Raw genomic sequence first — 23,089 nt, forward strand, 5'->3', positions numbered from 1 at the left:
TCACGATGGACACCCTTGCCGTCCGGCTAGTGGTTCCCCTTGCCGGGTCCACAGGGGACTTGCACCCCCAAGTCATCCGGCCAGCACCACCTGTACCGGAACAGCGCCCGTCAAGGCGCTACGCGCCATGCCTGGCGCACAACAAAAAAACCCGGCCGCGTGTGGGCCGGGTTTCTTTCAATCCCCTGACGGCCTTTACGACATCAGGTTGTAGACAAACACGATCGCAACCGCCACCGGTGTTACGAAGCGAACCAGGTTGTACCAGAGCGCAAAGCTGCCTCCGGAAAGGGCCAAATTGCTCTGCAACGACTCTTTCGCCACGCACCAGCCGACAAACAGGGCCGTCAGCAGGCCGGACAGCGGCAGCATCACGTTGGCGGTAAAGAAGTCGAGCAGATCGAAGATGGTGTTGCCCTCGAAACGCTCGAACATGCCCAGGGGCGCGAAACCAGACCACTCGTTCAGGGACAGGATGGACGCAATACCCAGCAGCCAGCAGGCAACCCCCACCACCACCGTGCTTCCCACACGGCCAACGATCAGTTTGTCTTCCAGCCATTCAACCACTGGCTCCAGCAGTGAAATAGCGGAGGTCCAGGCCGCGAACAACAGCAGCACAAAGAACAGGGCACCAAATATGCTGCCCATCGGCATCTGGCCGAAGGCCAATGGCAGGGTCTGGAAAATCAGGCCGGGGCCCGCACCGGCTTCCAGGCCATTGGCAAAGACCACCGGGAAAATCGCCAGGCCGGCCATCAGCGCCACCACGGTATCCATGATGGACACGGTCACTGCAGTCCGCCCGACCGACACATCGTCTCCCAGATAGGAACCGTAGGCCATCATGATGGCCATACCCAGGCTAAGGGTGAAAAACGCATGGCCCAACGCCACCAGTACGCCATCCATGGTCAGGGCGCCAAAATCAGGTGTAAACAGGAAGGCGACAGCAGCACCGAAGTGGCCGGTGGTAGTGGCATAGCCCACCGCAACCAGCAGCAACACGAACAGGGCGGGCATCAGGATGGTGACGGCTCGCTCCAGGCCGGATTTGAGGCCACGGGCCACCACGAAAATCACCAATGCCATAAAGATGGTGTGCCAGATCAACAGTGTAACCGGGCTGGCCAGCAGGCCGCCGAACAGCTCACCGATGGCGTCCGCGCTCTGGCCGGTAAAATCGCCCATGGCCGCGTGACCAACGTAGGACGCCGCCCAGCCCCCGATGACAGAATAGAACGACAGGATAATGAACGCTGCCAGCACACCCACAATGGCAGAGATCCGCCATACCGGTGACGCCAGGTTGCGCTCGGCCACCAGGCGGAAACTGGTGATCGGATTATGTCGGCCACTACGGCCGATATAAACCTCCGCCATCATGATGGGGATACCGACGATGGCGATACACAGCAGGTATACCAGTACGAAAGCGCCACCACCATTTTCGCCGGTGACATAGGGAAATTTCCAGATATTGCCCAGCCCGACGGCCGAACCGGTCGCGGCCAGGATAAAGGCCATCCGGGAGGACCATAGCCCACGATGGGCCGGGGTAGATTTGGAACCAGTCATTGTTTCATCCTGTGCTTTTGGCTGATGAATCGATTAGAAGAGGTATGCCGAAGGCCTGCTTCAGCAGATGGGGCGGGATTTTGCCAGCAGTATGCGCAGGATGCCAGCCAGGGCCGGCACCGGGATGTAAACATCTCCGGGGCCGGCCGATAACTAGCCGTTTTTACTCACGAACCGGGAGACCAGATCTTTCAGCCCGCGGGACATCTGGCTCAGACTGTTACTGCTGTCCTTGGCGGAATCCGCCTGCTGGGTACTGTGATCGGCCAGTTCGGCAATATTGACCACCTGATGGTTGATCTCCTCGGATACCTGGCTCTGCTCCTCAAAGGCCGCCGACATGCTGATGAAGCTGTCGGAAATATCATGGATCGAAGACACGATTTCCTGCAAGGACGTTTCTGCCTCCCGCACCTTCTCCAGGCCCTTGCCCGCATCTTGCTCCCCTTCACGGGTGGCCTGTACGGCTTGCTCTACCTGGCTACGGAAATCATCGATGACCTGCTGTATACGGACTGTGGAATCCCGGGTGCGGCGGGCCAGAGACCGGACCTCGTCCGCCACCACGGCGAACCCTCGACCCTGCTCGCCAGCACGGGCGGCTTCGATGGCCGCATTCAGTGCCAGCAAGTTGGTTTGTTCAGCGATGTCTGAGATCAGGCTGGCGGCCTCACCAATGCTTTCCGTTGAGGCACCCAGTTTCTGGATGGCCGTACCAATGCCGTTCACCCGGGTCACCAGCTGTTCGATGGCCGTCAAGGCCTCACCGCTGCGCTTGCTGCCGGTGGCCGCCATCCGGTTGGCTTCTTCCGCCACTTTGGCGTTGCCATTCACGGTTTCGGTCACTTCCTGGATCGACACCGTCATTTCGTTTATAGCCGATGCGGTCTGGTCGGTCTCGGCCCGCTGTTTGGCAATCGACTCGGCGCCCTCGCTGATGTAGCGGTGGCTCGCCCTGGCATGCTCGTATAGAAGCTCCGCCTGGTCATCAATACGGGCCAGAGCAGTACGAATCCTCGCTTTCTCGCTCATGATCAGCATCGCCATTTGCGAAAACAAGCCGTTTTCATCGCTGTAGGTCCGTGCCACAACACCATCGCGGAAGGCATCGGGACGCAGATCAAGCAGGCCCTGTAAGCGAGCGGTGATGGAGCGAAGCGTCAACCCTGCAGCCAGCACATGAGCGACCACAATCAGGCCGATGGCCATCCCGGTATTACCTATGGCAGTTAACGCCACCAGGCTCAGGGCCAGCGAAAGGGCAAAGGGCCATCCTGATCGCATGGCAGAGACAAGCTGGCCCTGGACACTGACTGCCGACTTGCCGGAGGATAGCTTAGGGTAGAGTTTCTCAGCCCGCGCCACTTGCTCACGGGTTGGCGAGACTCGTACCGACTCGAAGCCAATCATTTTTCCGTTTTCAAGAATCGGGGTCACGTAAGCGCTCACCCAGTAGTGGTCACCGCTCTTGGTGCGGTTCTTGACCACGCCCATCCAGGGTTTTCCGGCCTTGAGGTACTCCCACATGCCCTGAAATACGGCTGAAGGCATATCCGGGTGACGGATCACGTTGTGGGGCTGGCCGACCAACTCCTCTCGAGAGAAACCGCTAATGTCGACGAATTCGTCGTTGCAGTAGGTAATGACGCCTCTTGAATCGGTGGTGGTAATCAGCCGACCGCTTGCGGACATTCTGACTTCACGCTGGGTAACCGGAAGGTTTTTTCTCATTACGGGCTGTCTCCCTGACATGGCCATTCCACATTTGGTTTGGCAATTATGGCAACTCTAAGCGTAGACGCCGTCAGCAAAAAGTGGGGAATATACGATATCCAGCGGATATCAGAGCGAACCGAGACGCTCCTTTACAGACGACGCGAAATACCGTTACACCGCCAGCCTTGCCCGCGGATGAAAGCGCGCATTCAACCACAGCGACAGGGCGATAACACCGCCGCCTATGGCCAGTCGCAACAGGTCGGCATCCCGGTTCCAGATCACCAGATTGACCAGCAACCCGGCGGGCACCAACACGTTGTTCATGATCGCCAGAGTGCCGGCATCCACATGGCATGCCCCCCGGTTCCACAGGAACAGCCCGATACCGGACGCTGCCAGGCCCAACCAGGCGAGAATGCCCCACTGCAACGAGGTAGTGGGCAGACGACTGGCATCGCCAAAGATCAGGAAGGATGGCAGGGCAATGATCAATGCCCCGAAAAAGAAATAACCAAACGTACGGTAGGCTGGCAGTTCCGTTGGGAAGCGCATCATGGTGTGCTTGTAGCCGACCTGGCCCGCCGCAAAGGTGAAGTTCGCCACCTGCAACAGCAGGAAGCCAGTGATAAAGCCCTGGCTCAGGCCGTCGTAACGGATAATCCCCGCACCCAGCGTTGCCACGGCCGCGGCAACCAGAGCAATCGGCGAGAAGCGCCGGTACAGGGCGTCATCGATCAGGGTGACATACAGTGGCGTGAAAATGGTAAACAGCAGAACTTCCGGCACTGTCAGGTAGCTGAACGAGCGATACAGGCACAAGTAGGTCACGCCGAACTGCAGCATACCAGTGACCAGCACGCCCAGTTTCAATCCGCCGGGAACTCCACGCCAGCGGGTCAGCGGCAGAAACACCAGGGCGGCAAGCACCACACGGGTCAATACTGCGAAATCACTGTCCACACGCCCGGCCAGAAATTCGCCAATCAGGCTGAACGAAAACGCCCACAGGACTGTTACGAAAATCAGAAGACCCATATTACCCGCACCTGAAACATTGGAAGGCGGCACTTTACCCGCTACTGCACTGGGTTGTACACAGTGCCACGGAAACACCCTATGACATCCGGAGTGGAGAATGGGGTACCATCCAGCGCTCCTGACAGTTTCCAATTTATCTCTCCGGCCCGGGCTCACGATTCCATGGACGAAACCCACCAGCCATTACCAGAAGTCCGCCAGCCGCTGGTCCAGCGTACGCTGACCGAGTGGCGCACGCTGGCCGTCCTGGGCGGACCGATCCTGATTGCCCAGGTAGCGCAGATGGCCAACGGGGTCATTGATACCGTGATGGCAGGCCACGCCAGTGCCGAAGACCTGGCGGCCGTGGGCATTGGCAGTAGCCTGTGGATGCCGGTGTTCCTCTTTTTCATGGGCCTCCTGGGGGCCTTGCAGCCGATCATTTCCGGTTATAACGGCGCGCGCACCACCGAGAAGATCATGCCGGCTACCTGGCAGGGGCTCTACATAGCAGCCGGCGGCTCGGTGATCATGATCCTGCTGCTGACCAACGTGCACCCGGTACTGGATGCCCTGAACCTGGAAACCAACACCGCCCGTATCACCCAGGGCTACCTGAACGCCTTCGCCTGGGGCATTCCTGCGATGTTGATGATCATGGCACTGAGGGGGCTGACGGACGGGCTCGGCCATACCCGGGTGATTATGGCCTTCTCGGTGCTGGGAACCCTGATCAACCTGCCCCTGAACTACATCTTCATTTACGGCAAACTCGGCCTCCCGGCCATGGGCGGCATCGGCTGCGGATGGGCTACCTCCATCTCCAACGGCGTTGCGGCCCTGGCGCTACTGATCTACCTGAACCGCAGTGCGGTATATCGCCGTTTTCACCTGTTGGCGGACTGGGCCAAACCGGACGCAGAGGGCATCCGTTATATCCTGCGTCTGGGCATTCCCATTGGTTTCACCATCTTTGTGGAAGCCAGCATGTTCTCGGTCATAGCCCTGTTCCTGGCTCCACTGGGGCCAGTGATTGTGGCGGGGCATCAGATTGCTCTGAACGTGGTATCGTTGGTGTTCATGCTGCCGCTGAGCATCGGCATGGCTCTGACCCTGCGGGTGAGTTTCCTGGTGGGTGCAAAAGCGCCGGATACTGCCCGGCTCATCGCCCGCAGTTCGCTGATTCTGGCGTCAGCGGTGGCGCTGGTATTTGCCGTGCTGCTGTTTGTGTTCGCAGAAGGAATTGCAGCGCTCTACACCGGTGAGCAGGACGTTCAGGCCGTGACGGTGACACTGCTGGTGTATGCGGCCTTCTTCCAGATTGCCGATGTGATTCAGGTGACCTGCATCAGCGCCTTGCGGGGCTACAAAGACACCAGCATTCCCATGCTCATCATGCTGTTTTCGTTCTGGGGCGTTGGATTGCCGCTGGGGTGGGTGCTGACCTTTACCGACTGGTTGCTGCCTGCCATGGGGGCCGCTGGTTTTTGGGTGGGGCTTACCTGTGGACTGGCGTCAGCCAGCATCCTGTTGGGACTGCGACTGTTCCTGTACTCGCCAAAACCGGAATAGTCTTGAGGGGGGCGGTCAACCGTAGCTGGGCATAAGATCGTTCGCGTAGACAATACGGTCGCGTCCGGTGTCCTTTGCCTCGTATAGTGCTTGATCTGCCCGTGCCAGCCAGTCGTCAGGCTTTTCGCCAGTCTGGAGTAGAGCAACCCCAAAGGATGCGGTAACCTGCCCCCCGGGATGACGCAGGAACTTGTGCATGATGTGCTGCAGATTGTGCATGACCGCTTTTAACCCGGTTGAGTCCACACCAGACATCAGCAATACAAACTCTTCACCGCCAAAGCGGAACAGTTGATCGGATTTGCGGATGTTCTGCTTGATCAACGCCACCATTTCCACCAGCACGTCATCACCCACGTTATGCCCATGCTGGTCGTTGATCTTCTTGAAGTAGTCGATATCCAGCAACACCAGAGCGTAGGAGATACCGTTTCTGGAAGCGCTGGCAACGGCCATTGCCAACTCCTGATCCATGGAGCGGCGGTTTTTGACGCCTGTAAGGGGATCGATCGTGGCCAGATGCTCCAACCGCTCCCGCTGGTTCTCATTCCGGTGGGCAAAAACATAGGCGCAGCAGCTGACGACCATGGCCGTGGCGGCAAAAGTCCACATCTGGACAAGGGAGCTGAAGGCCACGCCATGTATCATCAGGGCCAGCACGGCGGCCAGGTTGATAAAAATCGCGTAGCGGGGCTCCGTCAGGAAAAAGCTCGTCACCAAGCAGGGATATAGCCAAAACAGCCCCGGTTCTCCGACCAATGCCCCGACTGTAACCGCCCCTCCACAAGCCACCAGGGCCATTGCAAAACCACTGCGGGCGGTATCGCCTGTTATCCAGGCGTAAACCGTTCCGGCAGTAATCGCCAGCATAATACCCAGATCGACCGCCCCAGCCAGCACGTTGCCCTGGAGAAAACGCATCACCGCAAAGGGAGTTATTCCCAGAATGGCACTGATAGCCAACAACGTGATGATGGACAGCCTGAAATCTGTTCTCAGACGATAGAGCATAGTAACAACACATCCCGACCAGAGTCTTGTTAGCAAACTATCATAGCGCAAGATTTACCCGGGAAAGACGGACGCAACGAAATTTAACAAACGTGCAAATGAAATACTTTGTCAAATCAGAGGGCGAAGCCTCCAGTATCACAGCAAACGCCCTAGTCCCGGCCTTCCAACAACTGGAGTTGGTATCGGCTTAAAGGGTAAACTTAAGCAATGTTATAACAAGGATCAGGAAGCCATTGAGTGCAGAATCTTCTTCGTATCGCACCCGGCGCGTTGACCATCGGAAAGCCCTTGCCCTGGACGGTTTATGACGCCGATGGCAATGTACTGCTGAGACAGGGCTACGTCATACAGAATGATATTCAGCTGGAGCAGCTGTTCGAGCGTGGCCTGTTCCAGCCCCGGGTGATTGAGCGCCCCGACGAGGATATTCAGGAAGATACCCGTGTCCGCAACCCATTTGCGGATTATCCCGTGTTGCTGCAAACACTGGAGCTCACACTAAACGCCATTACCAACCAGGATGACAGTGCCCGTCAACGGGTACTTGGCCTGTCGCGAATGATTGACCAGATGTGCCAGGAATCGCCAGAGGCCAGCCTGGCACTGGTGCACCTGTACTCCATCGAGCCCACCATTCATGAACAAATCCTGTTCTACGCCATTCTCTGCCAATTTACCGCACGCCGATTCGGGCTTGATGAAAAACGGACGGCTGTACTGATCAGCTCTGCGCTGACGGCGAACCTGGCTCTGGTGCCAGTGGCCGATAAGCTCAATGCCTCCAACCGGGTACTGACTGACGAGCAACGCGCGGTGATACGCAAACATCCGGAACGCAGCGTCCAGGCGCTAAAAGAGGCCAACATTACCAGCCCGCTGATACTCAAAATCATTGCCCAGCACCACGAACAGGCTGACGGTTCAGGCTATCCTCATGGGTTGAGTGGTACCGAGATACGGGGTGAAGCGGAAATCCTGGCGCTGGCGGAACGTTATGTGGCGATGATAACGAAGCGAGCCTACCGCAAACGAATGAACATTACCGAAGCTCGCAAACTTATCGCCTCGCTGGCCGATGGCAAGTTCCGCCCTGCCATTCCGAGGGCTCTGCTGTCGCTACTGACCGACTATCCGCCGGGGACTCTGGTGAGACTCACCAATAACGAGGTGGCGGTGATCGTCCGGCGCCCGCACCGTCACCGTGGCCCGTTCGCCAAAGCCATCATCGGCCCCAGGGGCAATCGTTACAGCGGCACCTTTGAGCGGGATTGCAGTCTGCTGGATTTCAACATCGTCGACGTTGAGCAGCCTGAAGTGATGCCTTCCATGGACTTTGGGCTGCTCTGGGGCTTCCACTGACGCTCTACGCGCCTCGCATTATCTCAAGCCCAACGCCTGGGCATGATGTTCCAGATGATCATCAATGAACGAGGCGATGAAGAAGTAGCTGTGATCATAGCCCCTGTGCATTCGCAGATTGATGTGGTGATGCACCTTCTCACACGCATCAACCAGCGCCTCGGGATTGAGCTGACTTTCAAGGAAGTCATCCGCCGTTCCCTGGTCCACCAGCAGCGGTAAGCGTTCGCTGGCATTGGGAAGCAGCAGCGTCGCATCCCACTCTTCCCAGGTTTTCGGGTCATCCCCCAGATAACCGCTGAAGGCTTTTTGACCCCAGGGGCACTCGCTGGGGTTGGCAATCGGCGCAAAAGCAGACACGGATCTGTACTGCCCGGGATTCTTCAGCGCCGCGATCAGCGCCCCATGACCACCCATGGAATGACCACTGATACTGCGATCCTCTGTCACCGGCAAGTGGCCTTCCACCAGTTGCGGCAACTCCTTCACCACATAATCGTACATTCGATAGTGAGGGGCCCAGGGTTGGCGTGTGGCGTTCAGATAAAAACCGGCGCCGCTGCCAAAATCGTAACTGTCGTGCTCGCCGGGCAGATCCAGACCACGGGGGCTGGTGTCGGGGCACACAATGGCGATGCCCAACTGCGCCGCTTTTTCCTGGGCGCCAGCCTTCTGCATGAAATTCTGGTCGGTACAGGTCAGCCCCGACAACCAATAGAGAACCGGCACTTTTTGCGGATTGCTGCCCACGGCAACAGGGGGAAGGTATACCGCAAACTCCATAACGCAGTCCAAGGCTGCCGAGTGGTGCTGGTAGCGCCGGTGTTCGCCGTCGAAACAGACGTTGGTGGAGAGCAGTTGCATGGATACCTCTCAGTCGAAAAATTCACCGTCTTCTGACTACGCGTATTTCGGTACTTCTATGCCGTAACCAGCCTTTGCAAACTCTGCCAGGATGGCGGTACGGGTCACAATACCGATCAAACGGTCATGATCAACCACCGGGTAGACCTTGGGCTTGCCTGCACCCAGGTTCTGGGCCAGATCCACGACAGACATTTCCGGGGATATAGTGACCGGATCGCGGAACATAACGTCGTCCACAATCGGGTCGCCTTCGTGGTGGTAGTTGCTCACCAGCAAGGCGTGGATACAGTCCTGTTCGGAAACAAACCCGATCACCTTGCGGTGGTCATCCACCACCGGCAGGCCCGTAACGTGATTGTGAAGGAGTGTTTTGACCACTTTGGTTAAAAGCGTTCCACGACGAATGGGCTCGATGTGGTTCCACATGACATCGGATACTTTTAGCGATTGCATTGGCAGACTCCCTGATCCGTCATCTTCTGGATTCGTCTCTCTTTAAACATAGGCAATGAGGGCGAAAACTGGAAGTATAAACCCTCCACCGGCGATCTCTTTTTACCGGCACGGGCCGTCAGCTGTTGTCCTGCCATGGCTGTTGCGCCATGGTTTCAAACCCGATCTCGGCAAACCGCGACAAAAGAGGTTCCGGAAGATCGTGCCCCATGCCGTCAATCATCTCAACGCGGGCATGGGGTAACAGGTACCCCAACTGCTCCGCAGCCACCGGCCGCACCAACGGGTCGGCCTTGCCGTGGATCACGGATACCGGCACCCGTATGCGCCGTGTCGCCGATGACAGGCTGCCAGTGGCAAGGATGGCACGGGTCTGGCGGAGAATGCCGGCGGGATGATAGCTGCGCCGGAACTCTCTTACGATCCGGTCCCTTACGTCCTGTTCGCAAGGTGGATAGCCTGGGCTCTGAATCGATTTCCAGAAGTCCAGGGAACGTGCGACGACTGCAGCTTCGTCATGCCCTTTCGCTCCGATACCTGCCAGGCGCCAGATCAGCTTTGATTTCGGCATTGGCAATCTCGGGCTATTGGTGGAGGTCATGATAAGGGTTGCCGAGCGCACGCGTTCGGGGTGATTCGCGGCCACCAACTGGCTGATCATACCTCCCATGGAAACACCCACCAGATGGGCACTGGTCAGGCTCAGGGCGTCCATCACCTTACACACATCGCCCGCCATATCGTGCAGTGTATAGGGCGCGGCGATCGGCAGGCCCATCCGGTGCCTTGCCATGACTGCAACCGGATGCCCCTCCAGACGATCCTTCAGGTGCGATGACAGGCCGATGTCACGATTATCAAATCGGATGACCCGGAAGCCTTCACGGGCGTACTGGTCCAGCAACGCCTCCGGCCAGAGCGTCATCTGCGCCCCCAGCCCCATCACGAAGATCACTGGCTCCCCGGCGGGATCTCCCCGGGTTTCCACGCAGAACGACAGCTCGCCTGCCTGGACGTGAACGGTCTCGGGCATGGCGTTGACCGACGTATCGGCAGAACTCCAATCAGAGCGGCTTAGGGTTTCCGGCATCGAGGGACTCCTGAGGTAACCAGTCCACAGCTTAACCCGAGAGCCTCCGAATCCAATAGCTTTGCAGACCCACGGCGCGTCAGAACGGCTAATTCTTTGCAGCGAATATTTACAGACAAAAATAAGTATATAAACTCAATGAGTTATAAGCTCCCGCCAAACTCGGATCTGTATTGTTCAGATCCATATTGCTGTTGTCGCGGAAGCTCCTCATTACCAAGGCACAAACACAGGGAGATTCCCATGGAAGCCTTTGAGTCGTTTATTAGCAGCATTAACGCACTGGTCTGGGGCCCGCCCATGCTGGTGATGATTCTTGGTGTCGGCCTGTTTCTGAGCATTGGCCTGAAGCTGATGCCGGTATTGAAACTGCGAGCCGGTTTCCAACTGATGTGGAAGGGCCGTACCGGGGCTGAATCAGAGGGTGAAATCCCCCCGTTTCAGGCCCTGATGACCGCACTGTCGGCCACCGTCGGTACCGGTAATATCGCTGGCGTTGCCACCGCGGTTTTCCTGGGCGGGCCAGGAGCCCTGTTCTGGATGTGGCTGACCGCCCTTGTCGGGATGGCGACCAAATATTCGGAGGCGGTACTGGCGGTACGCTTCCGGGAAGTGGACGAACGTGGCGCCTACACGGGTGGCCCGATGTACTACATTCGCAACGGCCTGGGCAAAAAGTGGGCTTGGCTGGGTGTGCTGTTTGCCATCTTCGCGGCGGTGGCCGCGTTTGGCATTGGTAACACGGTGCAGGCCAACTCGGTGGCGGATGTTCTGGAAACCAACTTCAACCTGCCACACTGGGTGACCGGCCTTGTGCTGATGGCTCTGGTGGGCCTTGTACTGATTGGTGGTATCAAACGTATCGGACAGGTCGCAAGCGCGTTGGTGCCGTTTATGGCCATCGCCTATGTCCTGGTCGGTTTGATGGTATTGGCCATTAACGCCAACCAGATTCCGAATGCCATCGCCATGGTGTTTACTCACGCGTTCAGCCCGGTTGCAGCCGAGGGTGGCTTTGCCGGCGCCGCTGTCTGGGCCGCCGTCCGCTTTGGTGTGGCCCGCGGCATTTTCTCCAATGAGGCCGGCCTCGGTTCCGCCCCGATCGCCCACGCTGCGGCTCAGACCAAGAGCCCCATCAATCAGGGCATGGTCGCCATGCTGGGCACGTTTATCGACACCATTATCGTGTGTAGCATCACCGGCCTCGTCATCATCAGTTCTGGCGCCTGGACCTCAGGTGAGACCGGTGCTGCGCTGACCTCGCTGGCCTTTGAAACCGGACTGCCAGGATTTGGCAACTACGTTGTCGCCATCTCCCTTGCGACGTTTGCGTTTACCACCATTATTGGTTGGTCATTCTACGGCGAGCGCTGCATTGAGTTCCTGTTCGGCGTCAAAGCCATCGTGCCGTACCGCGTGGTCTGGATACTGGCGATCCCCGTCGGTGCCACCATCAACCTTGGCCTGATCTGGCTGATCGCCGACACGCTCAACGCCATGATGGCGCTGCCAAACCTCGTGGCCTTGCTGTTGCTGAGCCCCGTGGTGTTCAAGCTCACCCGTGAGCATTTCGAGAAAGAACGGTCAGTCGGCGTTAGCTGATACTGAAGTGGAGTCGGATGAGGCAAATCAACGCCCTTGGTTTTCTCCCATCCGCCTCCACTGTTTATCGTATAGACTGAATCTTATGCCGGCGCTTCGTCTGGCCGGGCTTTCGTATCATCAAAGGAGGAAACGCGATGAGTTTACGTCTGGGAGATACCGCACCGGATTTTGAGCAGGATTCCAGTGAAGGCAGGATCGATTTTCATGACTGGCTGGGCAACAGCTGGGGCATACTGTTCTCACACCCTGCTGATTTTACGCCGGTGTGCACCACGGAGCTGGGCCTGACGGCCAAGCTGAAAGACGAATTCGCCAAACGTGACGTCAAGGCGATCGCACTGAGCGTGGACCCGGTCGATTCCCACAAGGAGTGGATCAAGGACATCAACGAAACCCAGGGTTGTGCCGTCAATTTTCCGATCATTGCCGACCATGATCGCAAGGTGTCCAACCTTTACGACATGATCCACCCCAGCGCCAGTGAGACGCTGACCGTGCGGTCTCTGTTCGTAATCGATCCGAACAAGAAAATCCGCCTGATGATTACCTATCCGGCCAGCACCGGTCGCAACTTCAACGAAGTGCTGCGGGTAGTCGACTCGTTGCAGATGACGGACATCCATAAAGTGGCGACACCTGGCAACTGGGAACCCGGCGGCGACGTGGTGATCGTGCCGTCCCTGCAGGATGAGGATGAAATAAAAGAACGTTTCCCGCAAGGCTATCGGGCGGTGAAGTCCTACCTGCGGATGACGCCGGACCCCGGGTCGAACTGGAGTGGCGATTAAGCGCTGAACGCGCAATCCGCTGAAACGAAAAAGCCGGGCTGATGCCCGGCTTTTTTATGCCATATCGTCCCTGGCCTCAGAATGCCGGAACCACGGCACCCTCGTACTGCTTCTTGATAAACGCCTTGACGTCATCCGTTGTCAGCACCTTCGCCAACTTCTGGATTGCCTCATCGTTGGCGCGGCTTTCATGAGCAACCAGAATGTTCACGTACGGCGATTCAGCCCCCTCAATAACCAGCGCATCTTCCGTCGGATTAAGGCCGGCTTCCAACGCGTAGTTGGTGTTGATGAGCGCCAGATCCACCTGGTTCAGGATACGCGGCAGGGTAGCAGCCTCCAGTTCCTTGAATTCCAGGTCTTTCGGGTTATCAGCGATATCACGCGGCGTAGCGGTGATCTTGCTGCCGTCCTTCAGGGTGATCAGACCGGCTTTCTGCAGCAGAAGCAATGCACGGCCACCGTTGGTGGGATCGTTGGGGATCGCCACTGTGGCCCCGTCTTCAAGCGCTTCCAGAGAGTCGATCCGGCTTGAGTAGGCACCGAAAGGCTCAACGTGAACACCCACTACGCTGACCAGGTTGGTACCACGGCCATCATTGAACTCGTCCAGGTACGGCTGATGCTGGAAGAAGTTCGCGTCCATCCGCTTCTGGTCCACCTGCACATTGGGCTGAACGTAATCAGTGAATACTTTAACGTCCAGTTCCACGCCCTGCTCCGCCAGCTTGGGCTTAACATATTCCAGGATCTCGGCGTGAGGTACCGGCGTTGCCGCCACGGAAAGCTTTTCCGCAATCGCGGCGGAAGAGAATGTTGCAACGGCAGCCACTGCCACCAGGGTCTTTTTGAAGTTCATAAGCACGTTCTCCTGCGGGTATTGTCAATGAATTCATCTAGCCTTTGGAGTACGGCAGACGGTGGGAGGCAACTGCCGAAAAACGCCCGTGAATACGTCCCTGTAGGGCTCGGTCGCGCCATCCTTGGCGCTCCACGTTTTCGGAAGTTGCCTCCCACCATCCACCTATAATCGGGCTGTTGTTATTTGCGGCTGAAATATAGAACCAAACGATCTCCAGCCATTTGTAACAACTGTACGAAAATAACCAGTAGGGCTACGGTAATGACCATTACATCGGTCTGGAATCGTTGATAACCGAAGCGGATGGCCAGATCGCCCAAGCCGCCACCTCCGACAACGCCGGACATCGCTGCATAAGAAACCAGCGTAATCGCGGTTACGGTAATACCGGCAATGATCCCGGGCAACGCCTCCGGCAGAAGGGCTCCGAATACGATCTGCTTTACTGTCGCGCCCATGGCCTGGGTAGCTTCGATGATTCCCCTATCCACTTCGCGCAAGGACGTTTCGACCAAACGTGCAAAAAACGGGGCACCCCCAGCCACCAACGGCGGAATCGCACCGGCAACGCCCAATGACGTGCCGATCAGCATGACAGTGAACGGGATCATTACAATCAGCAGGATGATAAACGGTACGGAACGCAGCACGTTCACCACAAAGGACAGCACCGCATAAGCGATGGGCTGTTCCAGCAGTTGGCGCTTGCCAAACAGGAACAGCAGAACGCCTACCGGCAGGCCGATCAGCACGCTGAACAGCAGCGACATGCCCACCATCACCAGGGTGTCCCAACTGGCCCAGCCGATCTCGGTCCAGTCCACGTTGCTCAACAGGTCTCCCATCAAGGCTTCCATCAGCGCAGCACCTCCACGTGAACGTCCGCCGCCTCAAAGGCCTGCATGGCGGTATCGAGATTGCCGCCCACCAGCGAGAGGGTCAGTTGGCCGTAGGGCGTGTCCTTGATGTGGTCAATCCGGCCGGAGAGGATACTGAAATCCACGCCGGATTCCCGTGCCACGCTACCCAGCAGTGGCGTGTAGGTGGATTCGCCACGGAAGGTCAGTCGCAGGATGCGGCCTTTGGCGTGCTGCAGGTCCTGCTGCATTTCCTCATGGTCGATGCTTTCGCTCTCGAAGACAAAGTCCCGGGTGGTGGGGTGTTTCGGGTGCAGGAAGACATCACTGACCGCACCCATTTCAACGACTTCACCGGCATCCATCACCGCTACCCGGTCGCAGACACGGCGTACCACGTCCATCTCATGGGTAATCAGTACGATGGTCAGGCCGAGTTCGCGGTTGATGTCCGCCAGCAACTTCAGGACCGATTGGGTGGTTTGCGGGTCGAGGGCGCTGGTGGCTTCGTCGCAAAGCAGGATCGTTGGGCGGCAGGCCAGGGCGCGGGCGATGCCGACACGCTGCTTCTGTCCACCTGAGAGCTGCGATGGGTACTTATTGGCCTGATCCACCAGGCTGACCCGTTTCAGCAACTCGTCCACCCGGTCACGAATCTCGGTGCGGGAATAAATGCCCGCGAGTTTCATGGGAAAGGCAATGTTGTCCGCCACCGTTTTCGAGGACAGCAGATTAAAGTGCTGGAATATCATGCCCACCTTGCGACGGAAGGCCCGTAGCTCACTGGCGTTGTAGCCGGTGATGTTCTCATCGTCAATCAGGATGCGACCACCGGTGGGTGGCTCCAGCAGATTGATCAGGCGCACGAGGGTGGACTTGCCCGCGCCGGAGTGGCCGACGATGCCAAACACCTCGCCGGTGTCGATGGTCATACTGGTGGGGTGTAGCGCGGGGATCGCCCGCCCACCTACCTGGTAGGACTTCTGTACCTGGTCAAATACAATCACAACGTTGCCTTGTGAACGCTTTGTCAGCGCCTTGTGGGTGCAGAGGTAAAACGCGCGATTATAAACCAAACCGATGGCAAACCCGAATCCGCCACCTTGGTAAATCCCCTTACACCATTTGCCACCTGACACGGCGGCCACGACTGAACTAGACTGACTCATTACAAGAACATGACTAACAATCCCGAGGCGCGCGCAATTTTGACCACAAAAACCGAGACTTCGCCCTCAAGGATGAACTCGACCCAGGCATGGGTGACCTACCTCAGCAAAGTGGAACTGCCGGTACTGGCAAACACTCTCCGCAGAATTGGTGAACTCACCGACAGCAGTAACAGCACGGTTAACGAGCTTGCGAACGTTATTCTCAACGACGCCCAGCTCACTTCCCAGGTGCTTCGGCTGTCCAATACAGTGTTCTACAACCAGACCCGCACCCAGGTAAGCACTGTAAGCCGCGCCATCACCCTGATCGGCTTCGACGCCGTGAAGTCCATGGCCATCTCGTCCCTGATCGTGGACTCCCTGCTCAAACGCAACGACCGCCCACACCTGCTTCGCTGCCTGGCCCGAGCCATTCACGCCGCCGTCCAGGCCCGCTGCCTGCTGCCAAAGCGCAACGAACACGCCCTGGAGGAGGTGTTCATCGGGGCCTTGCTGATGAACATTGGCGAATTGGCTTTCTGGTCCTGCGAGACCGAGCAGGCCAGTGAACTGGAATCCCGGCTGCGCGAGGGGGAGCCGACACTGGAGGCCCAGAAAGCTGCGCTCCACACCACCTTTACCGAAATTACCCGTGGCCTGGTGGACGCCTGGTCACTCGGCCCCTTTATTCGCGAGGTGGTTGCGCCCGGGCAGGCCAATTCGAAGGCCGCCAGCCTGGTGCGCCACTCCGTTGAGATGGCAAAGCTGTCCGAGAGTGGCTGGCGCGGCGACGACATGGAAAAAGTCATGGAAGCCCTGGGGCAGGACATCGGAGAGAACCCTGCAGCTGTTCGGGACCAACTCAAGGTGAATGCCGGAGAAGCCGCGCGGGTCGCGGTGTCGCTGGGCATTCCCCAGGTGACCGCTCTGATGCCTGGCAGCCAGGGCAGCTCCGGCGAGGAGGCGGTGCGTGCACCAGAGGTGGACCCCAATCTGCAGCTACAGATTCTCCGCGATCTTACCCACAGCCTTACCGACAAACCGGACATCAACGAAGTCTGTCAGTTGGTCATCGAAGGCATTCACCGGGCAATCGGCATGCAGCGGGTTGTGTTGCTGATGAGCGACCGCAGCGGGCTTGAACTGGTGCCGCGCAAGCTGGGTGGCAGGGGCACCGAAGCCTGGAAGGACAACTTCACCATCCGCAAGGATGGCACCGGTCCTCTCGGGGCGCTCTTACCCCACGCTGATTGCAGTGTCTATCTGCCAAAAACGAAAACTGAAGGCGTTACCTACGATCGCTGGCTAGGGAAAGTGCCAGCGCTGATCGGCCCCCTGAAAGCCAAGGGGCGACTGGTCGGCCTGTTTTACGCGGACAACGCGGCGGCAGACTATGTGCCGTCCGACGATCAGCTGACGGCGTTCGGACACTTTGTCCAGAACGCCCAGCTGTGCATCACGTTGCTATCGAGCCATTGACCAATTCCCCTTACGGTCATAGCTTGTACAGTTTCGCACTATGCGGATGGGGCCGGCTGGCTCGCCATTGTTTAAAAAATGAGGCTCACAGAGTAAGCCTCTTTGCATAGGCTCTAAACAACTCGTTTCCCATCCACTAGCTGAGAGACGTTCAGCGGATTGCCATCGCGAAGCGCTTCAGGCAACAGCGCCTGGGGCAGGTTTTGATAACAAACCGGGCGCAGGAAACGATAAATGGCAGCACTTCCAACGGAGGTGGTCCGTGAGCCTGAGGTGGCCGGGAACGGCCCTCCATGCACCATGGCATGACATACCTCAACCCCGGTCGGCCAGCCATTCGCCATCACCCGGCCAGCTTTTTCTTCCAGGATGGGAAGCAGCAATCTGGCCTGCTCAATATCGCCCTCGTCCATCTGTAGGGTGGCCGTTAGCTGCCCCTCAAGCTTTTCTGCAACACGCTTCAATTGCGCCATATCGTCGCATTCGATCACAACGGAGCAGGCTCCAAACACTTCGTCCTGGAGGCTCTGATCACTGATGAATGCATCGGCAGAGGTGGTGAACAGGGTGGCCTGGCATTGATTGGGAGCTCCGCCCTCCTCTCCGTTACCCACCGCGCGAACACTGTCGTTCTCAGACAGCGCTTTGACTCCTTGTTGATAGGCATCATGGATGTCTGGCGTCAACATGGTTTGAGCTGCCACTGCGGCGATGTTCTTGCTCGCCGCTGCAACAAATTCATCGAGTGCCTGGCTGCGGAGGGCAATGACTAAGCCCGGGTTAGTGCAGAACTGGCCAGCTCCCATCGATAGAGAGCCAACAAAGCCTTCGGCCAGCGCCTCGCTTCGTGACTGCAAAGCGTTGGGTAGTAAAAATACCGGGTTGATACTGCTCATTTCGGCATAGACCGGAATCGGCTGAGGGCGAGACTGAGCCGTCGCCATCAAGGCCATACCGCCACGACGTGAACCGGTAAATCCGACGGCCTTTATTCGCGGGTCTGATACCAGCGCCTGACCAATCTCGTTGCCGGAACCAAACAGCAGTGAAAACACACCCTCGGGCATGTCACATTGCCTGGCAGCGGCTTGCACTGCGAGGCCTACCAACTCGGACGTGCCAGGATGAGCCGCGTGTGCTTTAACGATAACGGGACAACCGGCAGCCAGGGCCGACGCGGTGTCACCACCGGCAACGCTGAATGCGAGCGGGAAGTTGCTGGCGCCGAACACCACGACAGGGCCCAGGGCAATATGCTGCTGTCGCAGGTCAACTCTGGGTAGGGGTTTGCGCTCTGGCAAGGCCGGATCGATACGAACATCCAACCATTCACCGTCGCGAACCACGGATGCGAACAGACGTAGCTGGCCACAGGTCCGCCCTCGCTCACCCTCAAGGCGGGCGCGAGGAAGGCCGGATTCGAGCATCCCGCGCTGGATCAGTTCATCGCCGAGCGCTTCGATCTGGTCGGCAATGGTGTCCAGAAATGCCGCACGCTGTTGCGGTGATGACGTTCGAAAATCGGCGCTTGCCAACTCGGCTAGCTCGCACGCACGATCAAACTCAGCCGAGCCCGCGCTTGGATAAACCGGCTCAAGTCGCTCACCGGTGGCAGGATTGACTGCCTGAATGGGAGCCCCTGTTGCGACAAAGGCTTCTTGGCCAATGAGTTGCTGACCTTTAGGTTGCATATTCTTGCTCCTACATTGCGCGTAACAGAAAACAGGATTGGATCCTGACGCATCTACAATTGGCCCTGCTCGGCATCGTATAGTCGCCGAGCAGGGTTGGTTTAATGGCCTCGTTAAGTGCTCTGAGCAGCACCAACTGGTTTCTTGAGCGGTTTTTTGATCGCAAGAAAGTAAACAAAAACGAGTGTGAGAACGACGAAGAACAAACTGTCCAGGCTGGTAAAGAATGTCATCGGATTGCCATTGGAAAGGGCCAGCGAGCGCCGCAAGAACTCTTCCAGATTAGGGCCAAGAATGAACCCAAGCAGCATCGTGATGACCGGGAAATCATGCTTTCTCAGGTAGTACGCCAGCACACCCAGCACCAATGTCATCATCATCTGGAACGTTGAATACGTGGCAACGTAACTGCCTACCACGGCAAGAAGGGCAATCGCGCCATAGAGCACGTCCTTGCGGATCGAGACAATCTTGATGAAATAGGGGCCCAGCAAGAACAGTGTCAAGGGAATCAATATCACGGCACTGAACAGGAGTGAGGCGAGCACCGGCGCAATCAAATCAGCTTGGCCGGCCATCAACTGTGGGCCCGGCTGAATGCCGTTAATGACCAGGACCCCGAGCATAATGGCGGTAATCGGATCACCAGGGATGCCGAACGTCAGCATGGGCACCAGTGCGCCGCCACAGACGGCATTGTTGGCGCTTTCCGATGCGGCAATCCCTTTTGGGTTGCCCTTGCCAAAGCTTTCAGGATTTGAGGACGTGCGTACTGTTTCAACGTATGCCAGAAAGGCGCCCATCGATCCACCTGCACCAGGCAACGTGCCGACTGAATAGCCGATCAACGCTGATTTGACGTAACAGACGATGCCAACCTGACGAATCGCGGATAATGGGGGAATGAAATCGCGACGCCTGATCGTAACCGTGCTCATCGCTTCAGTGGTTTGGCGGGTTTCCTTTGACGACCCGGCCTGCATCAGTATCTCACTGATCGCAAAGGTGCCGATAATAACCGGCATTAGGTCAATACCTGCGGTGAGGCTGCCGAACCCAAAGGTGAAGCGGGTGACAGGCTCCATCGCGTCCAGTCCTATCGTTGCCAGCATTAACCCGATGCACGCAGCCATCGCCGCTTTAATCATCTTGCCGCGTTGCGCGATGACAATGACAATCACGGCAAACGCCAACAACGAGAATTTACCGGTGGTCTGCACCAGCAACGATGCCTCGGCAATGACGGGCGCGAGTCCAATCAGCAGCATCGCGCCCAAGGCACCTCCCGCCATCGAACCAATGGCAGCGTGCCCCAGCGCCAACGCTCCTTTGCCCTGTTGTTGCATTGGGTAGCCGTCGAGGGCTGTCATCATTGATGAGGGCGCGCCGGGGATATTGATGGTGGTCGCTGTGATGCTGCCGCCACACATACCCGCCATATAAATACTGGCGCAAGCCATCAATGCGGTGGTGACATCCAGGCTGTATGTCAGTGGTAATAGCAACGCCAGCGCCAACGTTGCAGTCAACCCAGGAATGGCGGAAAAAATAGTACCGATGATAAAGCCTGCAATCACGTAGGCCAGCACCAGGGGGTCGAGCAGTTTTGTGAAACTGCCGGCTACAAGTGTAATAAACTCCATCAGTTACCTCCCCCCAACGTCGGGAGCCTGACCCCAAAAAGCAGTTCGAATATGAAATACCCAAGCGTGACGATCACGATTGAAATGACGGCCTTTTGAATCAACTTCTCTTTTGAGGAAAACATCAACATCATTGAGAAAACAAAGAGCGTTGAGGGAATAAAATATCCGATCGCTGAAAAGGCAATAATGTAAATAAAGATACAAAAAATGATGATCGGAGCAGCGTAGGGGCTATTTTCATTACTCGTATCTGCCACATTTCTTTTTACAAGAGTCCATTCTTTGAAAAGCAGAATTCCACTAAACAGCACTGCAAAAGAGCCGACAATCATGGGGAAGAATGAGGGTTGAAGACGCCCGTCTGCTATTGGATTTCCAAGATTAATGGCAGTGACGAAATATCCGACTGAAACGATAAATATGAAAAAATGAAAGATGATTTTTTTATATATATAAAACATATCATGCACCCCTGGGCACCCCCCTATCAGCGTTGCAGGGGGGATGCGAGCCACTTCGTTACAGATCAAGCTCGTCCATAACTTTGAACGTTTCAGATTGCAGGCTATCTATCCACGCCGGCACGTCGTCAGCGCCTAACCAGCTCGGCGTTACACCGACGCCCGCTACCCAGGTTTGAAACTCTTCGCTCTCAAACGCATGCTTGAAAGAGCTTTCAAGTTTGGCGATCACTGCGTCTGGCGTATTCTTCGGAGCCGCCAGCAGAACGAAGCTTCCTGTCTCCAACTCATAGCCCAGAGTGTTAATGGGGGGAACATCCGGATACGATGGGTTCTGCTCTGACGCAAGCTCTACCACCCCTTTGACATCCCCTGATTCTATAACTCCGCTAAAGTCCCCCAGGCTTGAAATGGCTGCATCCAGTTCACCGGACAGGAGCGCTTCAGCCTCGGCGCTTGAAGATCCCGGGTACGTGATCACATTGAACTTGACCCCAGCCTGCTTCTCGAGGCGACGGACGGCGAGATAAGGCCCGGACCCTCTGGGAGCAACCCCCACGCGGACGCTGTTAGGTTCGGCTTTGGCTGCGTCAATCAGTTGCTGGAAGTCGGTAAAGCCAGATTGCTTCGATACCACCACGGCGTCTGCTTCGCGAGTGATTCGGGCGATAGGGGTCATGTTTTCGAGCGAATAACCTGGAACCATTTTGCCGCGCGGAAGGGTGATCACGCTGTCGTAGGTCAGAACACCGATGGTGTGACCGTCAGGTCGAGCACGGGTCATCTGCATCAAACCGGACGCGGTCACGGCACCGGCGATGTTTTCTACATAAATAGAAACCGGCATTTGCTGCTCGGCAATATTACCGAGCTTTCGCGATATGGCGTCGGCGCCGCCGCCGGCTGGCCAAGGGACGATAAGACGAATGTCGCGGGAAGGAAATTCAGCCGCAGCGACGGTTGAAGCGAGCAGGCAAGCGCCGAGAACGCAAACCAGCTGGTTTTTCAATCTTCGTAAAATCATGGCTATATCTCTTTTGTTTGATTGTTATTTATAGGCACTTAATTTCTTCAGTAATCTATTGAGAGCGAGGCGCGAATACCGTTGTGGATTATTGTTTCCACCTCGCAGGCCCGGTGACCGCTATGCTTTTTGGCTGTTGTACTCCTCCAGGGTTTCTGCGTTGGGAGGGTACAGACCTATGACTTTGCTTCCCGCCCGAACTTTTTCCAGCACAAAGTCTTCGAAGAGCTCCATCGCTAGTGCTTCTTCGGAAATTTCCTGTGCAATCTCCAGAGGGATGACGATGATGCCGTCACCATCGCCGACCAACACGTCGCCAGGATTAACCATCACACCGCCACAACCGATCGATACTTGTAGGTCTACCGCGTGGTGCTTGGTCAGGTTGGTTGGGGCACTTGGTTTGGCGCAAAAAATCGGCATGTTCATTTCAGATGCGTCATTGAAATCTCTGATGCCCGCATCGGAAACAAAGCCTGCGCACTTGCGAACTTCCAGACGAGTGAGAAGAATGCTCCCGGCAGAAGCAGCTGTTGCGTCCTGCCGACAGTCTGAAACCAGCACCATGCCTTCCGGAACGGTTTCAACGGCCAGGCGCTGAGGGTGCTCAGGACTTTTGAACGCCGCAACGGTATCAATGTCTTCACGAGCCGGGATATAGCGCAGGGTGAATGCCTGACCGACCATCTTTAGTTTCTGCTTGTTGATAAGGCTGACACCTTGGATATAGGTGTTACGCAAGCCCCTTTTGAAGAGTGCGGTGTGCAGCGTTGCTGTCGACACACGACGAAGGTCATCGATAACTCTCTGACTTATCTGCATATTTTGGTTACTTGTTGTCATGCATACTTACCTT

The 23,089-nt window shown here is 57.0% G+C and carries 20 protein-coding genes; 5 read left to right on the plus strand and 15 right to left on the minus strand.

The window, feature by feature from the left end; genetic code table 11:
- Window positions 1-195: 195 nt before the first annotated feature.
- The 3 genes from R1T46_RS02940 to R1T46_RS02950 all read right to left on the minus strand — a co-directional run bounded on the left by R1T46_RS02940 (window position 196) and on the right by R1T46_RS02950 (window position 4,332).
- Window positions 196-1,578, minus strand: coding sequence for a sodium-dependent transporter (locus R1T46_RS02940; protein WP_036202075.1), 1,383 nt, complete (start codon window positions 1,576-1,578; stop codon window positions 196-198).
- A 153-nt stretch (window positions 1,579-1,731) separates the two neighbouring features.
- On the minus strand, window positions 1,732-3,309 hold the full coding sequence (locus R1T46_RS02945) for a PAS domain-containing methyl-accepting chemotaxis protein (protein ID WP_286811628.1): 1,578 nt from the start codon (window positions 3,307-3,309) through the stop codon (window positions 1,732-1,734).
- A gap of 156 nt (window positions 3,310-3,465) precedes the next feature.
- The gene (locus tag R1T46_RS02950) at window positions 3,466-4,332 is read right to left on the minus strand and encodes an EamA family transporter (RefSeq protein WP_317307274.1); all 867 of its coding nucleotides are present in this window, start codon (window positions 4,330-4,332) and stop codon (window positions 3,466-3,468) included.
- Between the two features lie 165 nt (window positions 4,333-4,497).
- Here R1T46_RS02950 and R1T46_RS02955 point away from each other — a divergent pair, with 165 nt between their 5' ends.
- Window positions 4,498-5,886 (plus strand): MATE family efflux transporter, encoded by a 1,389-nt coding sequence (locus R1T46_RS02955; protein ID WP_317308253.1) that lies wholly within the window; start codon window positions 4,498-4,500, stop codon window positions 5,884-5,886.
- Window positions 5,887-5,901: 15 nt separating this feature from the next.
- Here R1T46_RS02955 and R1T46_RS02960 read toward each other — a convergent pair whose 3' ends face one another.
- Window positions 5,902-6,897 (minus strand): GGDEF domain-containing protein, encoded by a 996-nt coding sequence (locus tag R1T46_RS02960; protein WP_317307275.1) that lies wholly within the window; start codon window positions 6,895-6,897, stop codon window positions 5,902-5,904.
- A 240-nt stretch (window positions 6,898-7,137) separates the two neighbouring features.
- Here R1T46_RS02960 and R1T46_RS02965 point away from each other — a divergent pair, with 240 nt between their 5' ends.
- Window positions 7,138-8,259, plus strand: coding sequence for an HD-GYP domain-containing protein (locus R1T46_RS02965; RefSeq protein WP_317307276.1), 1,122 nt, complete (start codon window positions 7,138-7,140; stop codon window positions 8,257-8,259).
- A gap of 18 nt (window positions 8,260-8,277) precedes the next feature.
- Here R1T46_RS02965 and fghA read toward each other — a convergent pair whose 3' ends face one another.
- The 3 genes from fghA to R1T46_RS02980 all read right to left on the minus strand — a co-directional run bounded on the left by fghA (window position 8,278) and on the right by R1T46_RS02980 (window position 10,669).
- Window positions 8,278-9,123: an S-formylglutathione hydrolase gene (gene fghA, locus R1T46_RS02970; RefSeq protein ID WP_317307277.1), complete on the minus strand. Its 846-nt coding sequence runs from the start codon at window positions 9,121-9,123 to the stop codon at window positions 8,278-8,280.
- 36 nt (window positions 9,124-9,159) lie between these two features.
- Window positions 9,160-9,579: a CBS domain-containing protein gene (locus R1T46_RS02975; protein WP_317307278.1), complete on the minus strand. Its 420-nt coding sequence runs from the start codon at window positions 9,577-9,579 to the stop codon at window positions 9,160-9,162.
- 118 nt (window positions 9,580-9,697) lie between these two features.
- Window positions 9,698-10,669, minus strand: a complete 972-nt coding sequence (locus R1T46_RS02980; protein ID WP_317307279.1) for an alpha/beta hydrolase — start codon at window positions 10,667-10,669, stop codon at window positions 9,698-9,700.
- Window positions 10,670-10,912: 243 nt separating this feature from the next.
- On the opposite strand from R1T46_RS02980, the gene R1T46_RS02985 reads away from it, so the two are divergent.
- Window positions 10,913-12,271 (plus strand): alanine/glycine:cation symporter family protein, encoded by a 1,359-nt coding sequence (locus R1T46_RS02985; protein ID WP_286811585.1) that lies wholly within the window; start codon window positions 10,913-10,915, stop codon window positions 12,269-12,271.
- Window positions 12,272-12,408: 137 nt separating this feature from the next.
- A complete protein-coding gene (locus R1T46_RS02990; RefSeq protein ID WP_286811586.1) occupies window positions 12,409-13,062 on the plus strand; it encodes a peroxiredoxin in 654 nt (217 codons plus the stop codon).
- Window positions 13,063-13,138: 76 nt separating this feature from the next.
- On the opposite strand, the gene R1T46_RS02995 is transcribed toward R1T46_RS02990, so the two are convergent.
- The 3 genes from R1T46_RS02995 to R1T46_RS03005 form a co-directional block, all read right to left on the minus strand.
- Complete coding sequence (locus tag R1T46_RS02995; RefSeq protein ID WP_286811587.1) at window positions 13,139-13,921, minus strand: MetQ/NlpA family ABC transporter substrate-binding protein; 783 nt, start codon at window positions 13,919-13,921, stop codon at window positions 13,139-13,141.
- A 182-nt stretch (window positions 13,922-14,103) separates the two neighbouring features.
- The gene (locus R1T46_RS03000) at window positions 14,104-14,781 is read right to left on the minus strand and encodes a methionine ABC transporter permease (protein ID WP_007155138.1); all 678 of its coding nucleotides are present in this window, start codon (window positions 14,779-14,781) and stop codon (window positions 14,104-14,106) included.
- Window positions 14,781-15,788 carry a methionine ABC transporter ATP-binding protein gene (locus R1T46_RS03005; RefSeq protein WP_007155139.1) on the minus strand — a complete coding sequence of 336 codons (1,008 nt, stop codon included), beginning with the start codon at window positions 15,786-15,788 and terminating at the stop codon, window positions 14,781-14,783. Before R1T46_RS03005 ends, R1T46_RS03000 begins: the two co-directional genes overlap by 1 nt.
- A 201-nt stretch (window positions 15,789-15,989) precedes the next feature.
- Between R1T46_RS03005 and R1T46_RS03010 the strand changes: the two genes are divergently transcribed.
- Window positions 15,990-17,411 carry an HDOD domain-containing protein gene (locus R1T46_RS03010; protein WP_317307280.1) on the plus strand — a complete coding sequence of 474 codons (1,422 nt, stop codon included), beginning with the start codon at window positions 15,990-15,992 and terminating at the stop codon, window positions 17,409-17,411.
- 113 nt (window positions 17,412-17,524) lie between these two features.
- Here R1T46_RS03010 and R1T46_RS03015 read toward each other — a convergent pair whose 3' ends face one another.
- From R1T46_RS03015 to R1T46_RS03035, 5 genes are all read right to left on the minus strand, one after another.
- The gene (locus R1T46_RS03015) at window positions 17,525-19,102 is read right to left on the minus strand and encodes an aldehyde dehydrogenase (NADP(+)) (RefSeq protein ID WP_317307281.1); all 1,578 of its coding nucleotides are present in this window, start codon (window positions 19,100-19,102) and stop codon (window positions 17,525-17,527) included.
- Between the two features lie 113 nt (window positions 19,103-19,215).
- Entirely contained in the window at window positions 19,216-20,745 is a 1,530-nt protein-coding gene (locus R1T46_RS03020; protein WP_317307282.1) for a tripartite tricarboxylate transporter permease, read from the minus strand.
- Window positions 20,745-21,263: a tripartite tricarboxylate transporter TctB family protein gene (locus R1T46_RS03025; protein WP_317307283.1), complete on the minus strand. Its 519-nt coding sequence runs from the start codon at window positions 21,261-21,263 to the stop codon at window positions 20,745-20,747. The genes R1T46_RS03020 and R1T46_RS03025 overlap by 1 nt, the downstream gene beginning before the upstream one ends.
- Before the next feature lie 4 nt (window positions 21,264-21,267).
- A complete protein-coding gene (locus R1T46_RS03030) occupies window positions 21,268-22,218 on the minus strand; it encodes a tripartite tricarboxylate transporter substrate binding protein (RefSeq protein ID WP_317307284.1) in 951 nt (316 codons plus the stop codon).
- 135 nt (window positions 22,219-22,353) lie between these two features.
- Window positions 22,354-23,076 carry a ribonuclease activity regulator RraA gene (locus R1T46_RS03035; protein ID WP_317307285.1) on the minus strand — a complete coding sequence of 241 codons (723 nt, stop codon included), beginning with the start codon at window positions 23,074-23,076 and terminating at the stop codon, window positions 22,354-22,356.
- Between the last annotated feature and the right edge of the window lie 13 nt (window positions 23,077-23,089).

Source organism: Marinobacter salarius (assembly GCF_032922745.1).
GTDB lineage: Bacteria > Pseudomonadota > Gammaproteobacteria > Pseudomonadales > Oleiphilaceae > Marinobacter.